The organism is Exiguobacterium sp. TNDT2 (assembly GCF_003331145.1).
In the GTDB taxonomy this organism is placed as follows: Bacteria; Bacillota; Bacilli; order Exiguobacteriales; family Exiguobacteriaceae; genus Exiguobacterium.
This window is the reverse complement of record NZ_QLVE01000001.1, coordinates 231958-255592: the sequence shown is the minus strand read 5'-3', so window position 1 is coordinate 255592 and position 23635 is coordinate 231958. Positions and strand designations below refer to the sequence as shown.

Here is a 23635-nt window from a genome sequence, read left to right as displayed (position 1 = left end):
TATTTGAATACAGTCCATTATAGACCGAATCCATGAAGGAAAGCGAATCGAAGTGGTTCAGCCAAAGTCCGGCTCCATCGGATCAGGCTGGATGATATACAAAATGAGTTCATCATGTGAATCCCACAACCGTTCCATATCTGTTTCGTTTTGGTGAAGAAAAGCTGCCTTAAGTTCCGGACAGAGATAATGGACCAAACCTTCTTCTTGGGCGAGCGAAAACGTTTCTTCATCATCATATTGCAGAACAAGGGATTGCTGACAAGTCGTACACTCACCGATTTCGTACCGGTAAAAACCGGATTTCACCTCATGGACGAAACATTCGGCACAATACGACTTCAGCGGATCACCAAAGTGACCAAATTCATCGGTTTGAACACATTCACGATTTTTTTGACAACGTACACATCGAGACATTATCGAACACGCTCCTTTACTCATCTACATAAAAACGTAGCATGCGAAGAATGAGGGTGCAACCATCACCTTGTAAGATTTATATGTAGGTATAAGGAAGGGGGAAAACGAATCTTGGCAAACAAACAAGACGGACTCGTCAAAACGCTGAGTCGTACGAGAGAGGTCGTCTCACAAGACGGTGTCGAAACAATCATCAAACCGATTCCCGATTCAGATGTCAGCGGAGATTTGGACCCGCGCGTCCTGGCTGTCATCCAAAGCTATGCTGCAGCCGAGCCGGAGACGCCATTCGACTTGACGTCTGCCCGTGCCAGCATGGGCTGGCCGAACCGTGACGTGACGACGATGGACATCACGACAGACCACGTTTTGATTCCGAGCGCTGACGGCGACATCCCGGCGCGCCTATATCGGCCGCTCACGGAAGAGACGTTACCGGCCATCCTGTTCTTTCACGGCGGCGGCTTCTTCGGCGGGATACTCGATACGGTCGAGAACCCGTGTAAACTGCTCGCCGAGAAAGCGAACGCCCTCGTCGTCTCGGTCGATTACCGGCTCGCGCCGGAGCATCCGTTTCCGGGCGGACTGAACGACTGTTACCGGGCGCTCGAATGGGTTTATGAACATGCTAACGAACTGAACGTGCGGCAAGAGCGCATCGCAGTCGCTGGCGACAGTGCCGGTGGGAACTTGGCGACGGCTTGTTGCTTACTCGACCGATCGAACGGGACGAACATGATTCGTTTCCAGGCGCTCATTTATCCGGTCGTCAATTTAGGGTCGATTCCGACAGACGATTACGAATGGACGCTCGACCGCTATGAGATTAAGCATCATCATGACTTGATCCGTGGCGTCGTCATGGCACTCGGAGATTCAGAAAATCTGTTGAACCAAATCTATCTACAAGGCAAGGCCGAGCTGACCGACCCGCTCGTGTCGCCGTTGTTCGCGGATGATGTGAACGGATTACCACCCGCTTTGATCATCACGGCCGAATACGATTACCTTCGTCTCGAAGGTGAGGCGTACGCGCGGAAACTCGCACGCGACGGCGTACCGACGCGACTGATTCAATACCGCGGCATGGACCACGCCTTTATGGACAAGCTCGGTGACTACCCGCAAGCCGAAGACTGCATGATTGAAATCGCAAATGGAATGAAGGAGATGACACGATGAAAACCTACACATTGAACTGGGATACATATAAACAATTGGCGCGGACAGCCGTCGCAGAAGGGGCCGTCCTCTTGAAGAACGAGCACGCGACGCTTCCGATTCAAGCGGGGACGACCGTTTCCGTGTTCGGGCGCAGTCAATTCAACTACTATAAGAGCGGAACGGGGTCAGGTGGGATGGTCAACGTCTCGCATGTGACGAGTCCACTCGAGGCGCTTCAGGCGACAGAAGGCATTCAATTGAACGCATCGCTTCTTAAGACGTATGAGACATGGGTCGAGGCGAATCCGTTCGACCAAGGTGTCGGTTGGGCCGGAGAACCGTGGTCACAGCCAGAGATGGCAGTGACGGACGAGCTCGTCGCGGAAGCGGCAGGCTCTTCTGATTTGGCGCTCATCTTCATCGGACGCACGGCCGGTGAGGACCGGGACAACACGGCCGACCCGGGCAGCTATTTGTTGACGAACATCGAGCAGGCGCTGATTGAGAAAGTGTCCAAACAATTCGCGAAAACCGCCGTCGTCTTGAACGTCGGCAATATCATCGACATGGACTGGGCGCATCAACCGAGCGCAATCCTCTACGCATGGCAAGGGGGATTAGAAGGTGGGACCGGACTCGTCGACGTCTTAACGGGTACTGTCACGCCATCTGGTAAGCTGACCGATACGATCGCCAAATCGATTGAGGATTACCCATCGACGAAAAACTTCGGACATGCGGACAAGGGCATCTACCAAGAAGACATCTACGTCGGGTACCGTTATTTCGAGACATTCGCCAAGGATTCGGTGCTCTATCCGTTCGGTTTCGGATTGTCGTATACGACGTTTACGACCGACGTCTTGACGGCGAGTGAACAGGACAGCGTGATCACGGTGACCATCGAGGTGACGAACACAGGCGCGGTCGATGGAAAAGAAGTCGTCCAGCTGTACGTCGAGAAGCCGCAAGGTGTGCTCGGGAACCCGGCGCGTTCACTCGTCACCTTTGATAAGACGGGCACACTCGCACCGGGGGAACGGACGATGCTCACACTCAGTGTCCCGATCACGGACTTCGCGAGCTATGACGATAACGGAGCGACAGGACACGTATCAAGCTTCGTTCTCGAGGCCGGCACATACGAGCTTCACCTCGGGACCGACGTCCGCACGGCGCGACCTGTATTTACGTATAATGTGGATTCGCTTCAAGTCATTGAGAAGCTCAGCGAGAACATGGCCCCGATCACTCCGTTCGACCGCATCAAACCGGTCGCTGGCGAGAATGGCTATTTGGTCAAATACGTGCCGACGCCGCTCCGTGCGGTCGATGTCGAGGCGCGTTACCTCGCCGAACGTCCGGTCACGCGCGACTATGCCGGTGACAACGGCTTAACATTGAAGGACGTTTATGCGGGCAAGGTCGAGCTCGATGCGTTCCTCGATCAGTTGACGGATGAGGAACTCGCCTGTATCGTGCGTGGACAAGGGATGAACTCGCCGCGCGTGACACCGGGGACGGCCGCCGCTTTTGGTGGAGTATCGGACCGCTTGAACGAACTCGGCATCCCAGCGGCATGTTGCGCGGACGGTCCGTCCGGCATCCGGATGGACATCGGAACGAAGGCGTTTGCCCTTCCAAACGGAACGCTCCTCGCCTCGACGTTCAACATTCAATTGGTGGAAGACCTGTTCGAGATGACGGGACTTGAGATGCGGAAAAATCGCGTCGATACGCTCCTCGGACCAGGGATGAACATCCACCGCAACCCGTTGAACGGCCGGAACTTCGAGTACTTCTCGGAAGACCCGCACGTGACCGGTAAAATGGCGATTGCCCAATTGAATGGGATGCATCGCGTCGGCGTGACGGGAACGCTCAAACACTTCAGCGCCAACAACCAAGAGGCGCACCGTCACGATATCGATTCCATCGTCTCGGAGCGGGCGCTGCGCGAGATTTACTTGAAAGGGTTCGAGATGGCCGTCAAAGAAGGCAAGGCGACATCGATTATGACGACGTATGGCGCCGTCAACGGCATCTGGACGGCCGGATTATATGATCAGAACACGCGCATCCTCCGTGACGAATGGGGCTTTAACGGCATCGTCATGACCGACTGGTGGGCGAAAGTGAACCATCAGGAAGACGAGCTGGCGAACCGTCAGAACACGGCGGCGATGGTCCAGTCGCAAAACGACTTGTATATGGTCGTCGACCGTCCGGACACAAACTCGTTCGATGACAACACGGGCGCAGCGCTCGCTGATGGGAGGTTGACGCGTGGGGAACTACTCCGGAGTGCGACGAACATCTGTCGTTTCGTCTTACAGTCACCGGCGATGGAACGAGAACTCGGTATTCATGACGGCACGGTCGAAGTGATCGGGCTCGACGAGGAAGCTGGACAAGCACTCGACTTCGATGTGACGTATCGCCATCTTGAAAACGGGGAGAGCGTCAGCCTGAGTGACGCCGACACATCGACCGGGAACACGCACGTCTTTGCCGTCTCGGTCGATGAGACGGGCACGTACGACGTGACGATCACGGCCAAATCAGACGCGGGCGAACTCGCCCAGATGCCGGTCACGTTGTTCGCGAACAACATCCCGGGCCCGACGTTCACGTTCAACGGCACGGACGGGGAATGGGTGACGCAGACGAAGCAAGTATTCTTCTTGAACCAACACAACTACTTGCAGCTCTACTTCGCGCTCGGTGGTCTCGACGTGAAGGACATCACGTTCACGCTCGTCGACTCGTTCAGCATGAAAAATGGATAATGAAAGAGCCGCCTCGGGAACGAGGCGGCGTTTTAGTATGCCTGAAGAGCTTTGTTGGCGTGACGGAGCTGTTCAACCTCCTCGTTCTGCCATCCGTTTCGGTCCGCGGCGTTGATGAACTGACGTGTCGCTTTGATGAGTGCGTGTTTCAATTCCTCAAGCGATACAGTCCCCATACGCGTCTTAGGATGACCATCTTCTACAAATGTGAGCTCGACGTCTGCGGCGGTCACTTTTTTAGCGGCTATCTGGACCGGGCCGTCCATGAACTGAAATGAGTATGTCTCACTCAACGGCGCAAATACAAGGGCACGACAATTGTCGACCCACCAGTTCAAGACGATGGCGACGAAATCAGACCATCCTTGTCCCGGGAAATAATCATAAGAATCGATGACGAAGGCGATGTTGCCAACGATTTGGGTGTCATAAGTTAAGGAATCAATCGTTAATTCAATTGAAATTTGCTCCCCCATGATTGTCACACATCCAACTGGAGAATAACTTTTGTGAACGCTTTGAAATCATCAATGTGTTTCTCAAGAATCGCCTCTAAAATATTTAGTTGAAGCGCTTGATAGTCATGAACCGCGACATTGCGGAAGCCAACCATGTTGATGAGCGTCTTGGCTAGGTCGTGATCAATGATTCCTGCGTCCGCGAGCATGATGAACCCGTCTCGGTTCGCTTTCGGCACCCCTAGCTTTTTTTGGCTGACGAGGTACATCGCGATGTCGATACTCGCTTCACATGCGCGTTGAATGTTGAGGATGATGCTATCTTGTTTCGTGAAATCTTGGAGGTGCGCTGGATTTCCCTCATAGACCTCATGAATCCGTTTTATACAACGCTCAATTGTCGTCACCTTGTTTAGAATCACATCATTCATCAAACACACTTCCCCTAGATTGAATATTGTTTACTATCATTTGGCGCTGTTCATTCAACTCGGCATACATTCGATATGCTTTGATCCGTTGCCGGATCCATTCATTTTCGTCCTGCACGAGCAGAGGGATGCCCTCTGAGAAAATCTGCATGGCAAAAACGGTATCCACTTCACGGATGTCGATCAGATCGACGTCTCGACCGCATAAGAGGGCCACTTCGTTCCCCAATGTGAATCGTTCATAAGGTGAGAGGCGTTTCTGACTGAAATATGCGAGGTCTACATCACTGTCATCTCGAGCTGTTCCTTTTGCGAACGAACCGAACAACAAAATGAAATCCGCATCTGTCTTCTGTCGAATCATTTCGATGACTGCTTGGTTAATCACGTCAGAAACCATGTTCCCACCCCCTTCTCTCATTATACGCCGTTAACGTTTGGTATAAACAGTTGTTTTGCATCATGAAAGATTGAACCATATTCGGGTAAACAGTCGTATAGAGAAAAGAATAATCAACGAATCGGAGGGATGACGATGAACACGCTCTATATGAAACAAAAAGTTTTCAGCCTGCGCGGCCGTTTCACTATCAAAGATGCGGATGAGAACGATTTGTATTTCGTCGAAGGAAGTTTCATGAAGCTGCCAAAATCGTTCACGATCTCAGACAAAGACGGCCACGAGATTACGACAATCACGAAAAAGACGTTCAGTTTCTTGCCGAAGTTCTATGTCGACGTCGAAGGGCAGGAGACGGTCACGATTTCGAAAGAGTTTACGTTATTCAAACCGCGTTATACGATTGATGCGGCCGGAATCGATGTGCAAGGCAATTGGTGGGACATGGACTTCCAAGTGATGCAGAACGGCCAAGTCATCGGCAGCGTCCAGAAGAAATGGTTGTCATGGGGTGACAGTTACGAGATTCAAGTGATGGACGAGACGATGGAGCACATGCTCATCTCAATCGTCGTCGCCATCGATTGTGCGAAGGCAGACCAGGCCGCAGGTGCGAGCGCGGCGACATAAAGGAGGAATCTAAGGTGAAGACGCCAAATTTGTTTAAATACGCTACAGCAATGTCGGCCAATCCAAGTTCGACCGCTTCCGCGTCACATAGATGTAGAGCGGCAGGACGGCGAGTGTCGCGAGGAGCACGGGCCAAATCCACTGTTTTGTTTCGGTGAGCACACCGGCCGGGAAGAGCCCGAATAGCACCCCTGCGGCAAGCAGCGACAAGCCGCTGATGAGCGTCGGGGTCATCCAACCGATGGCCCGAAGCAAACGCAACGTGTCCGTATACGGTCGATACAGCGACGTCCGAAGTGCGATGCCGATGACGCCGCCGAACCCGATCATGCCTTTCATCGCGTTAGTGATCCATGCCGCGCGTAGCACCTTCGAGAGCGGGAGATGGACGTCGAGCGAACGCAGTAAAAAATAGTCGTAGCCGGTCATCGTCAAAACAGCGACGAGTCCGAGTCCGATCAAGGCGATTTGTTCGAAGCCCGTCAACGCCTCTAACGTTTGAAACGCCGCGGCGAGCGACAGGTTTTGGAGCTCCTGGCCGCTCTGGTAAAGAATCAATCCAATCAATAGGAATGGAAGCAACCATTTCAGTTGTTTCCAGGAAAATCGCTTTTGCATCGTATGTACTCCTTCTGACTTGATTAGCTAAAGTGTACTCAATCGAGTCACGTAATCATAGTACGAGTCAGAGGGAGAGACGGATTCAAAATCAATGAGATTCGTGAACCGGGGGAATATAGACTGTAAGGGCAAGAAACAGGACGAGTGACCGAAAATCAATCTGATACAGTAAAAACAAAAGGGGGGACTGAGATGCTGACGTTTGAAGAGAAGTGGGAGAAAGTGCTCGCCTGTGACGCGACATATGATGGACAGTTCTATACCGCGGTCAAGACGACCGGGATTTACTGTCGTCCCTCGTGCCGCTCGCGGAAACCGAAGCGAGAGAATGTCGATTTCTATGAGACGAAAGCGGAAGCGGAGTCGTCCGGTTTTCGGCCGTGCAAACGATGTCAGCCCGAGGTCGACCGTAGTCCGGCGAGCGCGCTCGTCCATGACGTGACGGCGTTCGTGCTCACGCATTACAAACGGCCGCTCAAACTCGAGGAGATTGCCGAGCATGTCAACTTGAGCCCGTTCTATGTGGAGCGGACGTTCACCCAGGCGACGGGCGAGACGCCGCGTCGTCTGCTCGAAAAAGTTCGCATCGACAAAGCAGCCCATCTGTTGCGGTCGACGGACATGAGTAATCTCGCCATCTGTTATGAGGTCGGCTTTCAAACCCCATCCAACTTTTATCGCGTCTTCCGTGAGCGGAAAGGCTGTTCACCGAGCATGTATCGAAAGGGGGGAGCCGATGAGTCGCTCGTCGTTCGAGATTCACGTCACCGCTCCGTTTGACTTTCAACAATGTCTGCAGTTTTTACGACGCTCAAACGATGAAGTGATGCATGTCGCCCGCGAAACGTCCGTCTCCAAACTGTTCGATGTGGACGGACGATTGTTGCTAGGGAATATCATGGAGACGGCTCACGGCCTCGTCATCGCGTTCCCAGAAGACGACATCACGAGCTCGGAACAGAAACACGTGGAGCGCTACGTCCACGACTGGTTCGATCTCGACCAAGACGTCGCGGCGTTCGTGCAGATGGCCGAGACGGATGAACTGTTGCGTCCGCTCGTCCGAGAGTACGCGGGGCTACGTCTAATCGGGTTCCCTGACTTGTTCGAGGCGCTCACATGGGCCGTCATCGGCCAACAGATCACGCTGTCGTTCGCCTATACGCTGAAACGACGGTTCGTCGAGCAGTACGGACCATCCCGGGAAGTGGACGGCGTGACGTACTGGGCGTTCCCGAGCCCAGAGACGATCGCGCTGCTCGACCCGAGTGAACTGAGACAGCTTCAATTCAGCACCCGGAAAGCAGAATATATCATCGGCATCGCCCAGGAGATGACGGACGGACGATTGTCGAAACAGCAGTTACGCAACGAGCCACCCGACGTGATCCATGAACGGTTGCTGAGCTTACGCGGTGTCGGGGAGTGGACGGCCGCGTATGTGAGGATGAAGTGTTTCCAAGACCCGACGGCTTTCCCGGCCGCGGACGCCGGTCTGCATCAAGCGTTGAAGTATCACCTCGGGCGAAGCGACAAGTTGACAGCGGACGAAGTGAGACAGTACGGGGAACGGTTTGCCGGGTGGGAGGCATACGCCACATTCTATTTATGGAGGTCATTGTATGGAGACGTATAGACTGGACTATGTGAGTCCGATTGGAATTTTAGAAATCGTCGGGACAGAGACGGCCATCCGCTCTATCTTGTTCGTCGAACGCGATGAAGTCCATTTTGAAGCGGATGAGACGACGCCGGACGTGTTGAAAACGTGCTACCGAGAAATCGAGGAGTACTTCAACGGACGCCGCCAATCGTTCACGTTCCCGTATGAGGTACAGGGGACGGTGTTTCAACAAGACGTGTGGCAGGCACTGGTCATGATTCCATACGCCGAGACGACCTCGTATCGCGAATTGGCCGTGACACTCGGCCGGGACCGCGCCGTGCGGGCCGTCGGCAGTGCCAACGGGCGCAATCGATTGAGTATCGTCTTCCCGTGCCATCGCGTCATCGGATCGAACGGGACGTTGACGGGCTATGCGGGCGGACTCTGGCGGAAGGAATGGCTGCTCCGACACGAGCAAACAACCGCATATTGGAGCCTGGCAAAAAAACATCTACCCCTCTATATCTGATACAATGGAGAAGTCCTATCGTGACGTCTGAATCGATGTAGTGGTCTAGGACGATTCTCGTCACTTAGGAGCGATTTTTGGAGGGTACCATGATAAAGTTACTTGCAGATTCAACGTGTGATTTATCCGATGAGGTTTTAGCAAAATATGAGATTAGCGTCGCGCCGCTCATCATCACGATTGACAACAAATCGTATGAGGACCGTGTCGACATCCAGCCCGATGCGTTTTACGGAATGTTGGAAGCGCTACCGGAATTCCCGACGACGGGGATGCCGAGCCCAGCGACATTTATGAAGCTGATGGAAGAGGCCGTCGAGAGCGGACATGACGAGATTCTGTGCATCTGTATGTCGAGCGGGACGAGCGGGTCGTATCAATCGGCCGTGCTCGGAAAAGAATATTTCGAAGAGGCACATCCTGATTCGACGGCGAAGATTCATATCGTCGACTCTCGTTCGATGAGCCACGGCAGCGGCTGGTTGTTAATGAAGAGTGCCCAGATGCGTGAAGCCGGGGCGACGTTCGAGGAGCTCGTTGACTTCAACGAGAAGTATAAGCTGAAAGTGAAGCACTTCTTGTCGGTCGACGACTTGGACCATTTGATTAAAAGCGGCCGCATCTCGAATGCTAGCGCCATCATCGGCAAGCTGTTGATGGTCAAACCGATCATGAGCATGAAGAATGGCAAAGGGGCCATTGTCGCCAAAGAGCGCGGAACTCGTAAAGTGCTCAAGCACTATACGGACGAGTTCATCAAACGTTGCGACAAGGACATCACCAATTTTGTCATCATCGGCTATACGTCCGATCAAAAGATTGCCGAGAACTTGAAGGCGAAGATTCAAGCCGAATCCGACTTTGAAGGTGAGATTTACCTTATGCAGATGGGCGTCTCGGTCGGGACGCATGTCGGCCTTGGGGCCATCTCCATGTTCTTTGTGGAAAAATGAAAAACGAAAGCCGTCTCGTGAATGAGACGGCTTTTTCTGTGGATAACGTTATCCACAGGCAGGGACGGACCAGACACGATTCACGGACCAAGAGTTATCCACAATTTCGAGGCGATAAATGTCGGGATTGCTGAGCGTGCGCCACGTGTCGAAGTCGAAGCGGTTATCCACATGTTGAAGAAGTAGCGCGAGCAAGTTGCCGTGCGTCACGAGGACGGTCGCACTGTTTACGTCGTCGAGTGAATCAATGACGCTCAAAATCCGGTCCGTCGCATCTTGACCTGACTCGGCACCTTGCACACGGAACGAGGCATCGGTGAACGAATGACGGAGCAGTTCGAACCAATCATCGCGCGGTTCGAGCGAGAGGATGCGTTCGCGCAACTTCGGCTCCGTCTCGATGGTCAGCTGCTTGGATCCGGCGAGTGGTGCCATCGAGGCGACGGCTCGCGTATAGTCGCTTGAAATGATGCGATCGACAGGAATGTCTTGAAAGAAGTCAGCGAGAGCGAGTGCTTGTTGTTCGCCGGCCTCGGTGAGTGGGGCGTCCGGTTCTTGACCGGTGGCCGAGCAATGGCGGATGAGATAGAACGTAGACATAATGGATCCTCCTTCGTTATAGGGTTGGGTGCTTACCAGACGGTCAAACTCGTCCTCGTATCGTTGGCGTCGGTCAAATAGGCGACGTCCTCAAAGGAACGGGATAGGGCGTGCTTATAGAGTGATTCAATCATTAGTTGATTCTTACAGTACATGTCGACGAACGTGGAGTCGACGATGAGCAGGGCGAGGTCACAATTGCTCTTACGAAACGCCTCATACGTCTCAATGTCTTTCACCGGTCCTTTCGAAAAGGCCTTTAAATTCGCGAAGATGAGATAGTGCTCATCCTGATGAATCAAATGAGAAAACGTTTCGCCATCTACCTCGGTCTCTTCAGGAAACAAAGGTTGATTGAGCTCGCCGTTCTTCACACGATATGATTCCTCACCGCCAACGAACCAACTGTAAGAGGTAATATCGATGGGACTTAACATGTCGGCCAGAAAGCGTCCATATGTATTCGAGATTTTAAAACGGATGCCGCGCTTCACGGAGTGCATCCCCCCCTTCAAAAGTTTCATGGATGAAATCCGTACTTAACCCTTATCAAACATCACAAAAGCGTTATAATCAATATAACAATTATAAACGGGGCGAGTCGGCGAATGGGGATTTACTGAATCGTCTCATACACAAATTCAGGGGAGAAGGATGGGGTTTTCATGAGCAGTGTTCAAAAGAGAACAGACGTCATTTTGATTGGTGCAGGGATCATGAGTGCGACACTCGGGGCGCTCTTTAAAGAGCTCGTACCAGAGTGGGAAGTCAAAGTGTTTGAGAAGCTCGAAAGTGCAGGGGAAGAGAGTTCGAACGAATGGAACAACGCCGGGACGGGACATGCCGCGCTTTGCGAGTTGAACTATACGACTGAGAAGCCAGATGGCACGCTCGATATCTCGAAAGCGATCAACGTCAACGAGCAGTTCCAAATCTCGCGTCAGTTTTGGGCGCATCTCGTCAATAAAGGCTTGATTCAAAACCCGGAAGCGTTCATCCGTGCGATTCCACATATGAGCATGGTCCAAGGCGAGAAAGATATCGATTTCTTAAAGAAACGTTTGGAAGCGCTCACAAAAAATCCGTTGTTCGAAGGGATGGTCTTATCGGATGACCCGGAACAGCTCCGTGACTGGATGCCGATCGTCATGGAAGGTCGTTCCGTCGATGAGCCGATTGCGGCGACGAAAATCGATTCAGGTACCGACGTCAACTTCGGCGCGCTCACACGGATGCTGTTCGACCATTTGACCGGCCAAGGCGTCGAGGTCAATTATAAGCATAGCGTCGAAGACGTCAAACGGTTGGACAACGGGCTATGGGAAGTGAAAGTGAAAGACATCGAGGCGAACACAATCGAGACGCACACGGCGCCGTTCCTGTTTATCGGTGGCGGTGGCGGTAGCCTGCCACTCCTCCAAAAGACGGGCATCCCGGAGTCGAAGCATATCGGTGGATTCCCGGTCAGTGGTCTGTTCCTCGTCTGTAAGAACCGTGACGTCATCGAACAGCACAACGCGAAAGTATACGGCAAAGCGAAAGTCGGTGCACCGCCGATGTCGGTGCCGCACCTCGACACGCGCTTCATCGAAGGGCGCAAAGAGTTGCTGTTTGGACCGTTCGCAGGATTTACGCCGAAGTTCTTGAAGACAGGCTCGAACCTCGACCTCATCCAATCGGTCAAACCGTACAACGTCGTGACGATGCTCGCAGCAGGGGCGAAAGAGATGCCGCTCACGAAATATTTGATTGAGCAGGTGCTCTTGTCGCATGACAAACGAATGGACGAGCTCCGTGAATTCATTCCGACCGCGAAGAACGAAGACTGGGAAATCGTCGTCGCCGGACAACGTGTCCAAGTCATTAAAGATACGCCGGACGGCAAAGGGACGCTCCAGTTCGGAACGGAAGTCGTCAGCGCCGAAGACGGATCGGTCGCAGCCCTTCTTGGTGCGTCACCGGGTGCCTCAACGGCCGTGCACGTCATGTTAAAAGTGCTCGAGCAGTGTTTCCCGAATCGGATGCCGGAATGGGAACCGAAAATCAAAGAGATGGTGCCGTCTTATGGCGTCTCGCTCTCGGATCACCCTGAACTGTTCAAGACGATTCAAGAATCGACAGCGATGGCGCTCGGCCTAAAAGAGAAAGGCGTCGTCTACAATTAAGCGAGTGCAAGCGAGGATATGTTCATATTCTCGCTTTTTCTTTTTTGTTGTAAGACAATTAATCCATATATTGGTTAAAAATAAGTAGAGGTCTACATAAGAATAGGAGGGGTTATATGGATAGAATCATTCTTTCTAAGTGGGAGCGTAAGAAATACGGTGACTACGTCGACCAACTTCGAAAGTATCCGGATTGCTTCGAATATTGTGTGCTTCCCAACTATGAAGATCATATGGAGACGGCACAGACGGAATGTATCCAGTTGGACGATTGCTTCGCAGTCTTGATGAGGAACGCTGGACACTATATCCTGGTCGCTATCCTGTTCGATGTCGAATGGGAAACGAGACAAGTGTTAGAATGGCTCGACCGCTGGGAAGTGCGTTGCATGAGGCCGACAACAGAGACGCTTCTAATCTCACATGCGAATGATGTGGTTGAACAAATCAAATTCAAAGAACATCCACTTCTCTTGATTGAAAAAGGGTCGAAAACATTGCTTGTGGATCCCGAAGAGCTCGTTGATGTGGCGGATGTGTATGAGCAATACAAGAAAATTAATAATACAGGGCTCGCGGAAGATGTCATTGTCGAGACGGAGTGAGGAGGAACATTGTGCCGAAGGACTTGAAGCAATGGGTTCAATTAGAGGGAGAAGATGTATACTTTAGACCACTCCTTGCAAAGTCTAAAACGTCGAGAGGGAATGTGTTTATCGTAGGAATCAATCCGGCCACACCGATGAAACGAGCGGATTTTCAAGATATGAACGAATACATCGAGCTTCTTTATAATCGAAGTCGATTTATGGAACGGATGCAAGAGGTTCGAATCCGAGACGGCAAGTCGTCGCTCTCTAGGACGAGAATCGGATTGAACGAATTCGTGAGAGATTTGGAAGCCAAGTCTCATGGAGTGATTGAAGTGATTGAAACGAATGTGAATGCATGGCCTACAAAATCTGCAAAATGCTTGTCTTTACCAAAAAACAAACAAGCGGCAGTATACGGTGCACAAATCTTCAAAAGGGTTTTCTTCCACTACAAACCTAGTGTGTTGATTGTCCACAGTAAGCAAGCACTTGGCGAATTGCTGACGTTTTTGGAAATAGAAAAACTAAACCCATCCGTAACCTTCGATTCGAACGTGCGATTAGTGGACTGGATTGCAGCCGACCCAATTACTTTTACGTACGAAGATGGAACAATCGGGACGATTTTCTGCTCCAAGCATTTTATGTACCACGGACATGTCGGACATAGCTTCCAACCGCTGAAAGAACAGGTGCTGTCCGTCTTTGAACAGTAAAAAAAGACCTCTTCGCACGGAAGGGGCCAATCAAGTAGTGGCGACAGGTTCTTCGCTCAAATAAGCAGCAATTTGTTGATCGATGATTTCTTCCGATAATTCAAGCGCGAGCGAAAGTTCTTTCACGAGGATCGTTTTAGCGTTCTCTAGAATCTTACGATCCTGTTCATATAACTTTTTGTTCAACGCGAGCGCTTCGCTTTGGCGACGAGCAAGCGTGTTGATGACTTGAGCGATGTCGTGACGGTTACCCGAGTGCACGACGTTCAAGAATTCGCGATTGCGGTTGTTCGGATGGGGATTCCATTCGACACCCGGCGAGCGGAACGATTCGAGGATCTCTTTTGCTTCTTTCGCTTCAAGGAGCGTCAACATCATCACTTTATCACTATCGACGGGGATACTGATTTGCAACTTCTGTGCGTTGTTGATGGGATGGAGCGTATAGTACGACTTCGTCTCACCCGCGACCGTCATGTCGGAAATGTCGTCAATGCGGCAAACTCCGTGGGTCGAATAAATGATTAAATCACCAGTTTTGAACAAATCGATCACCTCTTCCTTTCATCAAGTATAGTAGTTCATGACACGAAATGTCAACTCGGTTGACATTTGAGGTGAGATATGACACAAAAAAATCCCTCCTAATCGTTAGGAGAGATTACAGATTCCAGTCGGCTTTCAACAACATTTTCAGTTGTCGGAACGCGTCGTCACCGAGTGAATCGGCTATTTTTTGTTCGAGTTCGGCTTTCAGTGCCTCGTTCTGTTCGTAGCAACGGACCCCGAGCTCGGTCAGCTCGATACATTTATCTTTTCGACTCGTCGGATGATCGGTCACCGTGACGAGTTCTTTCGCTTTCAAGTTCTTGATGAGCTTATGGATCGCTTGACGGGAGATGTGGACGTTGCGTGTCACTTCGGCAATGGTCGGTTTTGTTTGATAAATCCGGGCGAGCACGTACCATTCGGAGTTGGAGATGTAGATATCGTGTTGCTCGTTCCAAGCCCGTTCGCTGATGCGTCGGATTTGATCATGTCGCTCACTGAGGAGATCGAGGAGTCGTGTCGTCGGTTCTGTTGGAGTCAAATTGGTCACTCCTATTCGTTTTTGTCGTTCCTAACTATACAAAAGCGGATAGTGACCGTCAATGTTCAATCTCTCCAGATGTGATACGGTAACAGAAAGGAGATTGATGACAAAGGAGGATGAGAAATGGGTTTACGATTCCGCAAAAGCATCAAAATCGCGCCGGGCGTTCGAATGAACGTCGGGAAAAAAGGTGTTGGTGTCAGTGTCGGGACACGCGGTTTGCGGCACACCATCAACAGCAGCGGTCGATCGACATCGACGGTCGGACTTCCGGGTACGGGATTATCGTATTCAACATCGCGTTCTTATAAGACACCAGCCCATCAAAAACGACATGAATTGGCAAAGCGTGAACGAGAGCAAGCGAAACTAGCAGAACAAGAACACGCCAAACTTCAAGTAGAACTGTATGAAAATCGAATCGAGCGGATGCGTTCGATTCATCAAGAGAGTGATGAACCGGTCGATTGGAAAGCGATGTATCATCACAAGCCGCCGTTTGAAATCGATAGTATTGGACCTTATGAGCAAAGCGCCCGCGATCAACTAGAGTCCTACCGCCCGAGTTGGATTGACCGTCTGTTCAACCGAGAATCAAAGCAGCGACAACGTCTAGAACAAGACGTATATGCAGCGGCTGAAGCTGACCGGACGCGTTACGAAGAATGGCGTGAAGCGAATGCATTGGCGAAGCGCGTCCTGCTCGGCGAAGTCGATACGTATTATGACGTCATCGAGTCGCTTCAGCCGTTTGAGGATTTGCTCGAGTTCGGAAGCGGATTTGAATGCAATGTCGCCTCACCGGAAATCGTGCAAGTCGCTTTCGATGTTAATGCGCAAGAAGCAATCCCGACAACGGCATACAGCCTGACAAAGACGGGAAAGCTCTCTGAAAGAGCGATGACAAAGACCGCTTATTATGACCTATATCAAGACTATGTCTGTGGGGCGGCGTTACGAATTGCCCGGGAAATGTTTGCGTTGCTACCGGTGGAAGTCGTCTATGTTCAAGCTTATGAAAAGCAGTTGAACACGAGCACCGGCCATGAAGAAGACGTGTTGATCCTTGCCGTCCAATATGACCGACAAACACTTGAACAGATGAATATGTCACGGGTAGACCCGTCCGACGCGCTCGAACAGTTCACGTATCGGATGAACTTTCGAAAAACAAAAGGGTTTGCCCCTGTCGAGATGATCCAAGCTTGACTATGACTCATTACACTGTCTTCTCTAGTCAGACTATGTCATACTCTTGAGTTTGTTAATCGTACTGGATTAAGGGAAAGGAAGATGCTTTATGCCTACGAGAACCGACCATTTTCACGCATATAAGGAAAAGATCATCGAACTAAAAGACTTAGAAGAAGCAACATTGAAGAGCGAGACATTTCTCATTGAAGAGGACCCGAACAAGCAACTCACGATTTACTATGCACCGTTCGAATACGTTAACCCGCAGGCCAAAGTCGTCATCGCCGGGATTACGCCAGGCCTGTATCAAATGCGGCAATCGTTCGAGGCCATCCGCGACTTGGCGGACGCGCCCGACGAGGAGGCGCTCCGAGCCGTCAAACAACGGGGCAGCTTTTCCGGACCGATTCGCAAGAACTTGGTGACGATGCTCGACGACTTGGATCTACATCACCACCTCGGGATCCCGACGACGCTCGACTTGTTCGGCGAGGCGAACCATCTTGTGCAGAATACGGCGGTGTTGCCGTATCCCGTCTTCTATAAAGGGAAGAATTACAACGGGTCGAGCCCGGACATGTTGAGGACGGATTTATTCCGGTCTTATGTCGAAGGCAGCTTCGCCGAAGAAATGGCCGTCCTCGAGGATGCGCTCATCTTACCGATGGGGATTAACGTCCGTCGGGCCGTCGAGACGCTCGTCGACAAGGGCATCATCGCGCCGGAACGCGTCGTGAGCGGATTTCCACATCCATCCGGAGGGAACGGCCACCGGCATCGCATCTTTGCCGAGAACCGCGAATCGATGCGACGTCATATCGCCGAGCATTTCAAACAACATCCGCTGAAGTGAGCCGCCACCGTGCGGTTCTTTTTTGTGAAGCACTTCAACTGACAATCTTCCTTTAGTTCGCTAAAATGGAAAACGGTTATCATTCTTTTCCAAAACAATAGAAAGGAACCGTCTATGATCACGTTAACGAATGTCAGCAAACAGTTCGGCCGCGACGCAGTGGTCCGTGACGTCTCGCTTCAAATCGAGCGGGGCGAGGTATATGGCATCATCGGCGCGAGCGGGGCCGGCAAGTCGACACTGCTCCGGTTGATGAACCTGCTCGAGACACCGGATACAGGGCAAGTCACGGTCGATGGGGACGAGTTGACGAGCTTATCGAGTCGACAGCTACGTGAGAAGCGGCACGTCATCGGCATGATTTTCCAACAGTTTAATCTCGTCGCGAACAAGACCGTCTATGACAATGTGGCCGCCTCACTGAAGCTGGCTGGCCGGCCGCGGGAGACGCATGAGACCCGGGTGCTCGAGTGTCTTCGTTTCGTAGGGCTCGAGTCGTTCAAAGATAAATACCCGGCGCAGCTCAGCGGCGGGCAGAAACAGCGCGTCGCCATCGCCCGCGCGCTCGCGAACGAACCGCACGTCTTGTTGTGTGATGAGCCGACGTCGTCGCTCGACCCGAACACGACGGCCGAAGTGCTAGGCGTGTTGAAGTCGATTAACGAGCGGCTCGGCGTCACCATCGTCATCGTGACGCATGAGATGGACGTCATCAAACAAGTGTGCGACCGCGTGACCGTCATGACGGACGGTTCGGTGTATGAGACGATTGACGTCATTCCAACTGGTGTGGCAGACATCGACGACAATCCGTCCTGGTTCGTCGATCAACTGAAGAAGGCAGGTGAGCCACATGCCTGAGGTGCTTCTGCAATATCAGACTGAGATTTGGCAATCGATCGGGGAGACGTTCATCATGGTCGGTGTCTCGATTCTCGCGGCCGTCATCCTCGGCCTGCCGCTCGGGACATGGCTCTACTTGTCACGAAAAGGACAGCTGCTCGAGAATGGGGCCGTCTTCTCCGTGCTCAACTTGGTCGTCAATATCGTCCGCTCGTTCCCGTTCCTATTACTCGTCGTGTTTTTGATTCCATTTACGCGGCTCATCATCGGAACGGCCATCGGGACGGCGGCGGCAACCGTGCCGCTCGCCATCATCGCCATCGCCCATTACTCGCGCCTCGTCGAACAGTCACTCCTTGACGTGCCGCGCGGCGTCGTCGAGGCGGCCGTGTCGATGGGGGCGTCCATCAAAGACGTCATCTTCAAGTTCTTATACGTCGAGGCCCGTTCCGGTCTCGTCCTCGGGCTGACGACGTCAATCATTAGCTTCATCTCGTACTCGACCATCATGGGGGTGGTCGGGGGCGGTGGCATCGGCGACTTTGCCATCCGCTATGGTTATCAACAATTTAAGACAGAATTGATGATGTACATGATTTTGATCATGCTCGTCTTCGTCCAGATGATTCAGTTCACCGGCACGACGGTGGCGCGGCTCATCGACAAACGCTAATCAAACACAGAAAGAAGGAGAACCAATGAAAAAATTAATGGCGCTCTTCGCCTCACTTACACTCGTCCTCGCGGCATGTGGGAACGATACCGAAACGAACACGACGGAAGCCCCGTCAAACGAACCGCAGACGCTCAAAGTCGCATCGCTCATCCCACCGATGACGGATATGCTTGAAATCGCGAAAGAACAACTCGCAGAAGACAATATCGAGCTCGAAATCGTCGTCCTCGGTGACAACGTCCAACCGAACACGGCGCTCGCAGCGAAAGAAGTCGATGCGAACTTCTTCCAGCACGTCCCGTACATGGAAGAGTTCAACCGCAGCAATGACGCCAACCTCGTCCCGATTGAACCGATTTACTTCGCCAACTACGGCGTCTACTCGAAAGAGTATGACAACATGGACGACATCCCGGAAGGCGCGACAATCGCCATCGCGAACGACGTGTCGAACATCGACCGTTCGCTCTCGTTGCTCGCGCAGCACGATGTGATCGAGCTCGGTGAGAAAAATGGTTCGTATTACACGCAAGCCGATATCACGGAAAACCCGAAGAACCTCAAGTTCGAGGAAGTCGATTTGCTCATGCTTGCGCGTGCGTATGACGACGTCGACGCGGTCCTCATGACGCCGGCCTATGCGGCTCCACTCGGCTTGACGCCGAAGAGCGATGCCCTCTTGACGGAAGGTGTCGAGAACGACTTCGCCATCACGCTCGTGGCTCGTGAAGACAACAAAGATGAAGAAGCGATTCAGAAACTCGGCGAAGCACTCACAAGTGACGAAGTCCGTGCGTTCTTGGAAGAGAATTACGACGAGACAGCGATTCCGGCGTTTTAATCAATTTCTCGCTTCATGCGAAACATCTTGTTCAAATGAAGCAATGACTTGTTGCGCCACACGTATATAGTCTTGTTCAGATTGAGCTGATTCGTAAGAGAACCAAATACCGTCTTCATATGAAGAATGACTGCCCAGTCTTCGTCGCGCGTCGACGTCGACATCGTGGGCGGTCATTTTTTGTGGAGTGATTTGTTCTCCCCAATATGTTTGAAAACCAGCGGCCGAAGCTTGAGCCAATTCGATGATGAACGAGCCACCATGACGATTGAATTGAAACGTGATTAAATCAATCTGGTCGGATTGAAGGCGTCGAAAGTGAGGAAATGATCCTTGGAATTGCTGCGACCGCAAATAAGGTACGACTTCTCGTTTCAAGATGGTAATCATATCTTTTCGTTGTTGAGATAGCATAAGATTCTCCTTAACGTCGTTTAGTTCGAATATATACAAAAATCGGATTGAGCGCATGCTCAATCCGATTTGATCAATATTCCTCGTATTCTCTCGGATCTTGGTTGTCGATGCGGCCATCTGGCTTTGTCAGCGCGTTGATTGTCTCCATCTCTTCCTCCGTCAATTCGAAGTTGAAGACATCGAGATTCTCTTTTTGGTGCAACTCGCTCGATGAACGCGGGAGCGGGATGACACCGAGTTGGACGTGCCAACGCAGAATAACTTGAGACACGGTTTTGCCTTTTTGTCGTGCCAGCTCGGCGATCGTCTCGTCATGAGTGACGGTACGGGCTCGGCTCAACGGGCTCCAGGCCTCGGTGACGATACCGCGCTCTTTGTCAGCCTGACGTTGCTCGACTTGTGAGAAGTACGGGTGCATCTCGATTTGGTTGATGACCGGTGTCTCACCTGTCTCCTCAATCAACCGGTCGAGATGCTCGGGCATAAAGTTCGAGACGCCGATGGAGCGAATCCATCCGTTTTCTTTCGCTTGGATGAGCGCGCGCCACGCCTCGACATATTTGTCTTGTTTCGGGTTCGGCCAATGCAATAGGAACAAGTCCCAATAGTCGAGATTTGCCCGGTAAAGTGACTCACGAATCATCTCGAGTGCATCATCATAATTAAAATATTGAGCCCGCAGCTTCGACGTCAAAAACAGCTGCTCGCGCGGGATGCCGGATTGGCGGACGGCTTCGCCGACTGCCCCTTCATTGTCATAGCGAATCGCCGAATCGATGAGACGATAGCCGTTGCGGATGGCGCATGTGATGGCGTCAACACCCGGTTCGCCTCGTAAATAGACAGTGCCGAGTCCGATGGCCGGAATCTCGTAGCCGTCATGTAGTTTGATGGTTGGGATATTCATAAAATGCCTCCTCATTCAAAATCCGTTCTCTTGTCCGATATTCCACTTTCCCGGGGAATCAAACGTTTGAATCGGCTGCCGTGAATCAGAATATCGTTGCCTATTTTCCTATTTTTGGGATAATTGACATGAGGTGATGGGGATGAAGTGGTGGTGGATGCTCGGCATATTGACGATTGGGGGAATGATGTTCGTCAATGAGGCTTGGTACGGGAATTCGGCGGCGTTTGGCATGGCAATTAGCATGATTGTGGTGACGTTGATTGGAATGAAGGAGTTGGATCAACGTCATCGGATTAGGAGAGGCGGCTTCATCTCCCTATTGATTGCGGGCGCCATCTATTTCGGGTTACCGCACTATTCGGTCGCTGAAGCGGAGTATCGCCTTCAACAAGATTATGAGAACGTGAAGTATGTGAACGATGTCGGAGTGGTGAACGAAGGATGGAATCCGTTCCAACCGAACCGTGTCTATCTATTTGAGATCGATTCAGGGGACCGAGTCTTGTTTGTGCCAGATTCGGGAGACATTATAAAAACGCGTCCTCCAATGTGAGGACGCGTTTTCGCTTAGTTACGAATCATATAATCGAAAGCACCGAGTGCGGCAGTCGCACCAGAGCCCATCGAGATGATGATTTGTTTGTAGGCGCTGTTCGTGCAGTCGCCTGCTGCGAACACACCTGGGACGTTCGTCGCGCCATGACGGTCAACGACGATCTCACCGAAGTTGTTGCGTTCGACCGAGTCGAGCCAGTCCGTGTTCGGGACGAGGCCGATTTGGACGAAAACGCCTTCGAGTTCGACGTGATGCGTCTCGTTCGTCTCACGAGACAAGTACGAGATGCCGTTCACTTTGTCCGTACCCGTGATTTCTGTCGTCTGTGCGTTCGTGACGACGGTCACGTTCGGGAGGCTGTGGAGACGGTCTTGAAGCACTTGGTCGGCTTTGAGCTCAGAAGCGAACTCGAGCACCGTCACGTGTTTAACAATCCCAGCGAGGTCGATCGCTGCTTCAATTCCAGAGTTGCCGCCACCGATGACTGCGACGCGCTTGCCTTCGAAGAGAGGGCCGTCACAGTGCGGGCAGTAGGCCACACCTTTGTTTTTGAACTCAGCTTCACCTGGGACGTTGACGTTACGCCAGCGTGCACCAGTCGACAGGATGACGCTCTTACTCTTCAAGACGGCACCGTTCTCAAGTTCGACTTCGACGAGGTCAGTTTTCTCAAGACGCTTCGCGCGCTGGAGGTTCATGACGTCGATGCCGTATTCTTTCACGTGCTCTTCCAAGCTCGCGACGAGTTTCGGGCCTTCCGTGTAAGATGTGCCAATGAAGTTCTCAATCCCCATCGTGTCCATCACTTGACCACCAAAGCGTTCCGCGACGATGCCGGTCCGGATGCCTTTACGAGCCGCGTAAACCGCTGCGCTCGCACCGGCTGGGCCGCCACCGATGACGAGGACGTCATACGGGTCTTTGTTTTCAAACGCCGAAGCGTCAGGACCAGTTCCGAGTTTCGCCAAAATCTCTTCAAGTGACATGCGTCCGTTGCCGAACGCCTCACCGTTCAAGAAGACGGTCGGGACAGCCATGATCTCTTTCGCTTCCACTTCTGCCTTGAACGCGCCACCGTCGATCATCGTGTGTGAGATGTTCGGGTTGAGGACGCTCATGACGTTGAGTGCCTGGACGACGTCCGGGCAGTTGTGGCAGCTGAGGCTGATATACGATTCGAAGTGGTACGTGCCTTGAATGTTTTGAATCTGTTTGATTGCATCCGCGTCCACTTTCGGCGCCCGGCCGCTCACTTGGAGCAACGCGAGGACGAGTGACGTGAACTCGTGACCGAGCGGAATCCCTGCGAAGACAATCCCTGTCTCTTCAGACGGACGGCTCACGCTAAAGCTTGGTGTGCGTTCGAGCGTGACATGCTCGACCGAGATGCGTGATGACATGCTCGCGAGTTCATTCACGAGGTCGAGCATCTCTTTAGAGACCGCGTCGTCTCCAGCGCTGACACGGAGGACGACGTCGCCCTCCATGAGCTGGAGATATTGGTCCAACTGTTGTTTAATATCTGCTTCTAACATGAAATCCGCTCCTTACAACTTGCCGACGAGGTCGAGGCTCGGGCGAAGTGTTGCAGATCCTTCTTCCCATTTCGCCGGGCAAACTTCGCCTGGGTTGTTGCGGACGTATTGTGCCGCTTTAATTTTGTTGACGAGCGTGCTTGCGTCACGGCCGATACCGTCTGCGTTGATTTCAACTGTTTGGATGACGCCGTCTGGGTCGATGATGAACGTACCGCGGTCAGCAAGGCCATCTTCTTCGTTCAAGACGTCGAAGTTACGTGAGATTGTGTGTGATGGGTCACCGATCATGATGTACTCGATTTTGCCGATTTTCTCTGATGTTTCGTGCCATGCTTTGTGCGTGAAGTGTGTGTCAGTCGATACTGAGTAGACTTCGACGCCGAGGTTTTTGAGTGTCGCATATTCGTTTTGAAGGTCTTCAAGTTCAGTTGGGCAGACGAATGTGAAGTCAGCCGGGTAGAAGCAAACGACGCTCCATTGACCTTTGAAGTCGTTGTCCGATACTTCGAGGAATTCACCTGTTTGGAATGCTTGTGCTTTGAAAGGTAAGATTTCTTTGCCGATTAATGACATTGGATATGTCCTCCTTGTTTTTTTACTCTAGTGGACTTTCGTCTCTACTAGAATAATTATAAT

Annotated in this window: 29 protein-coding genes; 16 read left to right on the top strand and 13 right to left on the bottom strand. The window is 52.0% G+C overall.

What is annotated here, in order from left to right:
- Positions 1-57 precede the first annotated feature (57 nt).
- Positions 58-420, bottom strand: a complete 363-nt coding sequence (locus tag DPV68_RS01380) for a hypothetical protein (protein ID WP_114165060.1) — start codon at positions 418-420, stop codon at positions 58-60.
- Between the two features lie 114 nt (positions 421-534).
- On the opposite strand from DPV68_RS01380, the gene DPV68_RS01375 reads away from it, so the two are divergent.
- Both DPV68_RS01375 and DPV68_RS01370 read left to right on the top strand, forming a co-directional pair.
- The gene (locus tag DPV68_RS01375) at positions 535-1605 is read left to right on the top strand and encodes an alpha/beta hydrolase (protein WP_232819444.1); all 1071 of its coding nucleotides are present in this window, start codon (positions 535-537) and stop codon (positions 1603-1605) included.
- Positions 1602-4376, top strand: coding sequence for a glycoside hydrolase family 3 C-terminal domain-containing protein (locus DPV68_RS01370; protein WP_114165058.1), 2775 nt, complete (start codon positions 1602-1604; stop codon positions 4374-4376). Before DPV68_RS01375 ends, DPV68_RS01370 begins: the two co-directional genes overlap by 4 nt.
- A gap of 32 nt (positions 4377-4408) precedes the next feature.
- Here DPV68_RS01370 and DPV68_RS01365 read toward each other — a convergent pair whose 3' ends face one another.
- From DPV68_RS01365 to mntA, 3 genes are read right to left on the bottom strand one after another with little or no spacing between them, the layout of a single operon-like run.
- Positions 4409-4852, bottom strand: coding sequence for a hypothetical protein (locus DPV68_RS01365; RefSeq protein WP_114165057.1), 444 nt, complete (start codon positions 4850-4852; stop codon positions 4409-4411).
- Positions 4853-4857: 5 nt separating this feature from the next.
- Complete coding sequence (gene hepT / locus DPV68_RS01360) at positions 4858-5265, bottom strand: type VII toxin-antitoxin system HepT family RNase toxin (protein WP_114165056.1); 408 nt, start codon at positions 5263-5265, stop codon at positions 4858-4860.
- Entirely contained in the window at positions 5258-5665 is a 408-nt protein-coding gene (mntA, locus tag DPV68_RS01355; RefSeq protein WP_114165055.1) for a type VII toxin-antitoxin system MntA family adenylyltransferase antitoxin, read from the bottom strand. The genes hepT and mntA overlap by 8 nt, the downstream gene beginning before the upstream one ends.
- 135 nt (positions 5666-5800) lie before the next feature.
- On the opposite strand from mntA, the gene DPV68_RS01350 reads away from it, so the two are divergent.
- Positions 5801-6295, top strand: a complete 495-nt coding sequence (locus DPV68_RS01350; RefSeq protein ID WP_029596417.1) for an LURP-one-related/scramblase family protein — start codon at positions 5801-5803, stop codon at positions 6293-6295.
- A 42-nt stretch (positions 6296-6337) separates the two neighbouring features.
- Here DPV68_RS01350 and DPV68_RS01345 read toward each other — a convergent pair whose 3' ends face one another.
- Positions 6338-6913, bottom strand: coding sequence for a putative bifunctional lysylphosphatidylglycerol flippase/synthetase (locus DPV68_RS01345; RefSeq protein WP_232819443.1), 576 nt, complete (start codon positions 6911-6913; stop codon positions 6338-6340).
- Between the two features lie 195 nt (positions 6914-7108).
- On the opposite strand from DPV68_RS01345, the gene DPV68_RS01340 reads away from it, so the two are divergent.
- The 4 genes from DPV68_RS01340 to DPV68_RS01325 all read left to right on the top strand — a co-directional run bounded on the left by DPV68_RS01340 (position 7109) and on the right by DPV68_RS01325 (position 10004).
- Positions 7109-7696 (top strand): bifunctional transcriptional activator/DNA repair enzyme AdaA, encoded by a 588-nt coding sequence (locus DPV68_RS01340; RefSeq protein WP_114165054.1) that lies wholly within the window; start codon positions 7109-7111, stop codon positions 7694-7696.
- A complete protein-coding gene (locus tag DPV68_RS01335) occupies positions 7653-8552 on the top strand; it encodes a DNA-3-methyladenine glycosylase family protein (RefSeq protein WP_114165053.1) in 900 nt (299 codons plus the stop codon). Before DPV68_RS01340 ends, DPV68_RS01335 begins: the two co-directional genes overlap by 44 nt.
- The gene (locus tag DPV68_RS01330) at positions 8539-9051 is read left to right on the top strand and encodes a methylated-DNA--[protein]-cysteine S-methyltransferase (protein WP_114165052.1); all 513 of its coding nucleotides are present in this window, start codon (positions 8539-8541) and stop codon (positions 9049-9051) included. The genes DPV68_RS01335 and DPV68_RS01330 overlap by 14 nt, the downstream gene beginning before the upstream one ends.
- A gap of 89 nt (positions 9052-9140) precedes the next feature.
- A complete protein-coding gene (locus DPV68_RS01325) occupies positions 9141-10004 on the top strand; it encodes a DegV family protein (protein WP_114165051.1) in 864 nt (287 codons plus the stop codon).
- A gap of 48 nt (positions 10005-10052) precedes the next feature.
- Here the strand turns inward: DPV68_RS01325 and DPV68_RS01320 are convergent, their stop codons facing one another.
- Together DPV68_RS01320 and DPV68_RS01315 are read right to left on the bottom strand one after the other, a co-directional pair.
- The gene (locus tag DPV68_RS01320) at positions 10053-10604 is read right to left on the bottom strand and encodes a histidine phosphatase family protein (protein ID WP_114165050.1); all 552 of its coding nucleotides are present in this window, start codon (positions 10602-10604) and stop codon (positions 10053-10055) included.
- Between the two features lie 32 nt (positions 10605-10636).
- Positions 10637-11107 (bottom strand): DUF2691 family protein, encoded by a 471-nt coding sequence (locus tag DPV68_RS01315; RefSeq protein WP_232819449.1) that lies wholly within the window; start codon positions 11105-11107, stop codon positions 10637-10639.
- Positions 11108-11269: 162 nt separating this feature from the next.
- Here DPV68_RS01315 and mqo point away from each other — a divergent pair, with 162 nt between their 5' ends.
- The 3 genes from mqo to DPV68_RS01300 all read left to right on the top strand — a co-directional run bounded on the left by mqo (position 11270) and on the right by DPV68_RS01300 (position 14078).
- Positions 11270-12769 (top strand): malate dehydrogenase (quinone), encoded by a 1500-nt coding sequence (gene mqo, locus DPV68_RS01310; protein WP_114165048.1) that lies wholly within the window; start codon positions 11270-11272, stop codon positions 12767-12769.
- Positions 12770-12885: 116 nt separating this feature from the next.
- Positions 12886-13374, top strand: coding sequence for a hypothetical protein (locus DPV68_RS01305; protein WP_114165047.1), 489 nt, complete (start codon positions 12886-12888; stop codon positions 13372-13374).
- Between the two features lie 11 nt (positions 13375-13385).
- Positions 13386-14078: a hypothetical protein gene (locus DPV68_RS01300; RefSeq protein WP_114165046.1), complete on the top strand. Its 693-nt coding sequence runs from the start codon at positions 13386-13388 to the stop codon at positions 14076-14078.
- 30 nt (positions 14079-14108) lie between these two features.
- Here DPV68_RS01300 and DPV68_RS01295 read toward each other — a convergent pair whose 3' ends face one another.
- Positions 14109-14633 (bottom strand): CarD family transcriptional regulator, encoded by a 525-nt coding sequence (locus tag DPV68_RS01295; RefSeq protein WP_114165045.1) that lies wholly within the window; start codon positions 14631-14633, stop codon positions 14109-14111.
- Positions 14634-14739: 106 nt separating this feature from the next.
- Positions 14740-15168: a MarR family winged helix-turn-helix transcriptional regulator gene (locus DPV68_RS01290; RefSeq protein WP_058765235.1), complete on the bottom strand. Its 429-nt coding sequence runs from the start codon at positions 15166-15168 to the stop codon at positions 14740-14742.
- A gap of 126 nt (positions 15169-15294) precedes the next feature.
- On the opposite strand from DPV68_RS01290, the gene DPV68_RS01285 reads away from it, so the two are divergent.
- The 5 genes from DPV68_RS01285 to DPV68_RS01265 all read left to right on the top strand — a co-directional run bounded on the left by DPV68_RS01285 (position 15295) and on the right by DPV68_RS01265 (position 19578).
- Complete coding sequence (locus DPV68_RS01285; protein ID WP_114165044.1) at positions 15295-16380, top strand: DUF4236 domain-containing protein; 1086 nt, start codon at positions 15295-15297, stop codon at positions 16378-16380.
- Positions 16381-16471: 91 nt separating this feature from the next.
- Complete coding sequence (locus DPV68_RS01280) at positions 16472-17218, top strand: hypothetical protein (RefSeq protein WP_114165043.1); 747 nt, start codon at positions 16472-16474, stop codon at positions 17216-17218.
- 114 nt (positions 17219-17332) lie between these two features.
- Complete coding sequence (locus DPV68_RS01275; RefSeq protein WP_114165042.1) at positions 17333-18079, top strand: methionine ABC transporter ATP-binding protein; 747 nt, start codon at positions 17333-17335, stop codon at positions 18077-18079.
- Positions 18072-18734, top strand: a complete 663-nt coding sequence (locus DPV68_RS01270; RefSeq protein WP_114165041.1) for a methionine ABC transporter permease — start codon at positions 18072-18074, stop codon at positions 18732-18734. The genes DPV68_RS01275 and DPV68_RS01270 overlap by 8 nt, the downstream gene beginning before the upstream one ends.
- Before the next feature lie 25 nt (positions 18735-18759).
- A complete protein-coding gene (locus DPV68_RS01265) occupies positions 18760-19578 on the top strand; it encodes a MetQ/NlpA family ABC transporter substrate-binding protein (protein ID WP_114165040.1) in 819 nt (272 codons plus the stop codon).
- On the opposite strand, the gene DPV68_RS01260 is transcribed toward DPV68_RS01265, so the two are convergent.
- A complete protein-coding gene (locus tag DPV68_RS01260; protein WP_051690329.1) occupies positions 19579-19992 on the bottom strand; it encodes a DUF4304 domain-containing protein in 414 nt (137 codons plus the stop codon).
- Between the two features lie 73 nt (positions 19993-20065).
- Positions 20066-20902, bottom strand: coding sequence for an aldo/keto reductase (locus DPV68_RS01255; RefSeq protein ID WP_114165038.1), 837 nt, complete (start codon positions 20900-20902; stop codon positions 20066-20068).
- Between the two features lie 142 nt (positions 20903-21044).
- Between DPV68_RS01255 and DPV68_RS01250 the strand changes: the two genes are divergently transcribed.
- Positions 21045-21458: a hypothetical protein gene (locus DPV68_RS01250; RefSeq protein ID WP_114165037.1), complete on the top strand. Its 414-nt coding sequence runs from the start codon at positions 21045-21047 to the stop codon at positions 21456-21458.
- A gap of 14 nt (positions 21459-21472) precedes the next feature.
- On the opposite strand, the gene ahpF is transcribed toward DPV68_RS01250, so the two are convergent.
- Both ahpF and ahpC read right to left on the bottom strand, forming a co-directional pair.
- On the bottom strand, positions 21473-22996 hold the full coding sequence (ahpF, locus tag DPV68_RS01245; protein WP_114165036.1) for an alkyl hydroperoxide reductase subunit F: 1524 nt from the start codon (positions 22994-22996) through the stop codon (positions 21473-21475).
- Positions 22997-23008: 12 nt separating this feature from the next.
- Entirely contained in the window at positions 23009-23572 is a 564-nt protein-coding gene (ahpC, locus tag DPV68_RS01240; RefSeq protein ID WP_114165035.1) for an alkyl hydroperoxide reductase subunit C, read from the bottom strand.
- Positions 23573-23635 lie beyond the last annotated feature (63 nt).

Coding starts and splice junctions, on each gene's coding strand:
- DPV68_RS01365 (WP_114165057.1), bottom strand. CDS start 4,852: ATGGGGGAGCAAATTTCAATTGAATTAACGATTGATTCCTTAACTTAT.
- DPV68_RS01255 (WP_114165038.1), bottom strand. CDS start 20,902: ATGAATATCCCAACCATCAAACTACATGACGGCTACGAGATTCCGGCC.
- DPV68_RS01260 (WP_051690329.1), bottom strand. CDS start 19,992: ATGCTATCTCAACAACGAAAAGATATGATTACCATCTTGAAACGAGAA.
- DPV68_RS01345 (WP_232819443.1), bottom strand. CDS start 6,913: ATGCAAAAGCGATTTTCCTGGAAACAACTGAAATGGTTGCTTCCATTC.
- DPV68_RS01270 (WP_114165041.1), top strand. CDS start 18,072: ATGCCTGAGGTGCTTCTGCAATATCAGACTGAGATTTGGCAATCGATC.
- DPV68_RS01380 (WP_114165060.1), bottom strand. CDS start 420: ATGTCTCGATGTGTACGTTGTCAAAAAAATCGTGAATGTGTTCAAACC.
- DPV68_RS01330 (WP_114165052.1), top strand. CDS start 8,539: ATGGAGACGTATAGACTGGACTATGTGAGTCCGATTGGAATTTTAGAA.
- ahpF (WP_114165036.1), bottom strand. CDS start 22,996: ATGTTAGAAGCAGATATTAAACAACAGTTGGACCAATATCTCCAGCTC.
- DPV68_RS01315 (WP_232819449.1), bottom strand. CDS start 11,107: ATGCACTCCGTGAAGCGCGGCATCCGTTTTAAAATCTCGAATACATAT.
- DPV68_RS01285 (WP_114165044.1), top strand. CDS start 15,295: ATGGGTTTACGATTCCGCAAAAGCATCAAAATCGCGCCGGGCGTTCGA.
- DPV68_RS01335 (WP_114165053.1), top strand. CDS start 7,653: ATGAGTCGCTCGTCGTTCGAGATTCACGTCACCGCTCCGTTTGACTTT.
- mqo (WP_114165048.1), top strand. CDS start 11,270: ATGAGCAGTGTTCAAAAGAGAACAGACGTCATTTTGATTGGTGCAGGG.
- DPV68_RS01280 (WP_114165043.1), top strand. CDS start 16,472: ATGCCTACGAGAACCGACCATTTTCACGCATATAAGGAAAAGATCATC.
- ahpC (WP_114165035.1), bottom strand. CDS start 23,572: ATGTCATTAATCGGCAAAGAAATCTTACCTTTCAAAGCACAAGCATTC.
- DPV68_RS01325 (WP_114165051.1), top strand. CDS start 9,141: ATGATAAAGTTACTTGCAGATTCAACGTGTGATTTATCCGATGAGGTT.
- DPV68_RS01370 (WP_114165058.1), top strand. CDS start 1,602: ATGAAAACCTACACATTGAACTGGGATACATATAAACAATTGGCGCGG.
- DPV68_RS01320 (WP_114165050.1), bottom strand. CDS start 10,604: ATGTCTACGTTCTATCTCATCCGCCATTGCTCGGCCACCGGTCAAGAA.
- hepT (WP_114165056.1), bottom strand. CDS start 5,265: ATGAATGATGTGATTCTAAACAAGGTGACGACAATTGAGCGTTGTATA.
- DPV68_RS01350 (WP_029596417.1), top strand. CDS start 5,801: ATGAACACGCTCTATATGAAACAAAAAGTTTTCAGCCTGCGCGGCCGT.
- DPV68_RS01305 (WP_114165047.1), top strand. CDS start 12,886: ATGGATAGAATCATTCTTTCTAAGTGGGAGCGTAAGAAATACGGTGAC.
- DPV68_RS01265 (WP_114165040.1), top strand. CDS start 18,760: ATGAAAAAATTAATGGCGCTCTTCGCCTCACTTACACTCGTCCTCGCG.
- mntA (WP_114165055.1), bottom strand. CDS start 5,665: ATGGTTTCTGACGTGATTAACCAAGCAGTCATCGAAATGATTCGACAG.
- DPV68_RS01275 (WP_114165042.1), top strand. CDS start 17,333: ATGATCACGTTAACGAATGTCAGCAAACAGTTCGGCCGCGACGCAGTG.
- DPV68_RS01340 (WP_114165054.1), top strand. CDS start 7,109: ATGCTGACGTTTGAAGAGAAGTGGGAGAAAGTGCTCGCCTGTGACGCG.
- DPV68_RS01250 (WP_114165037.1), top strand. CDS start 21,045: ATGAAGTGGTGGTGGATGCTCGGCATATTGACGATTGGGGGAATGATG.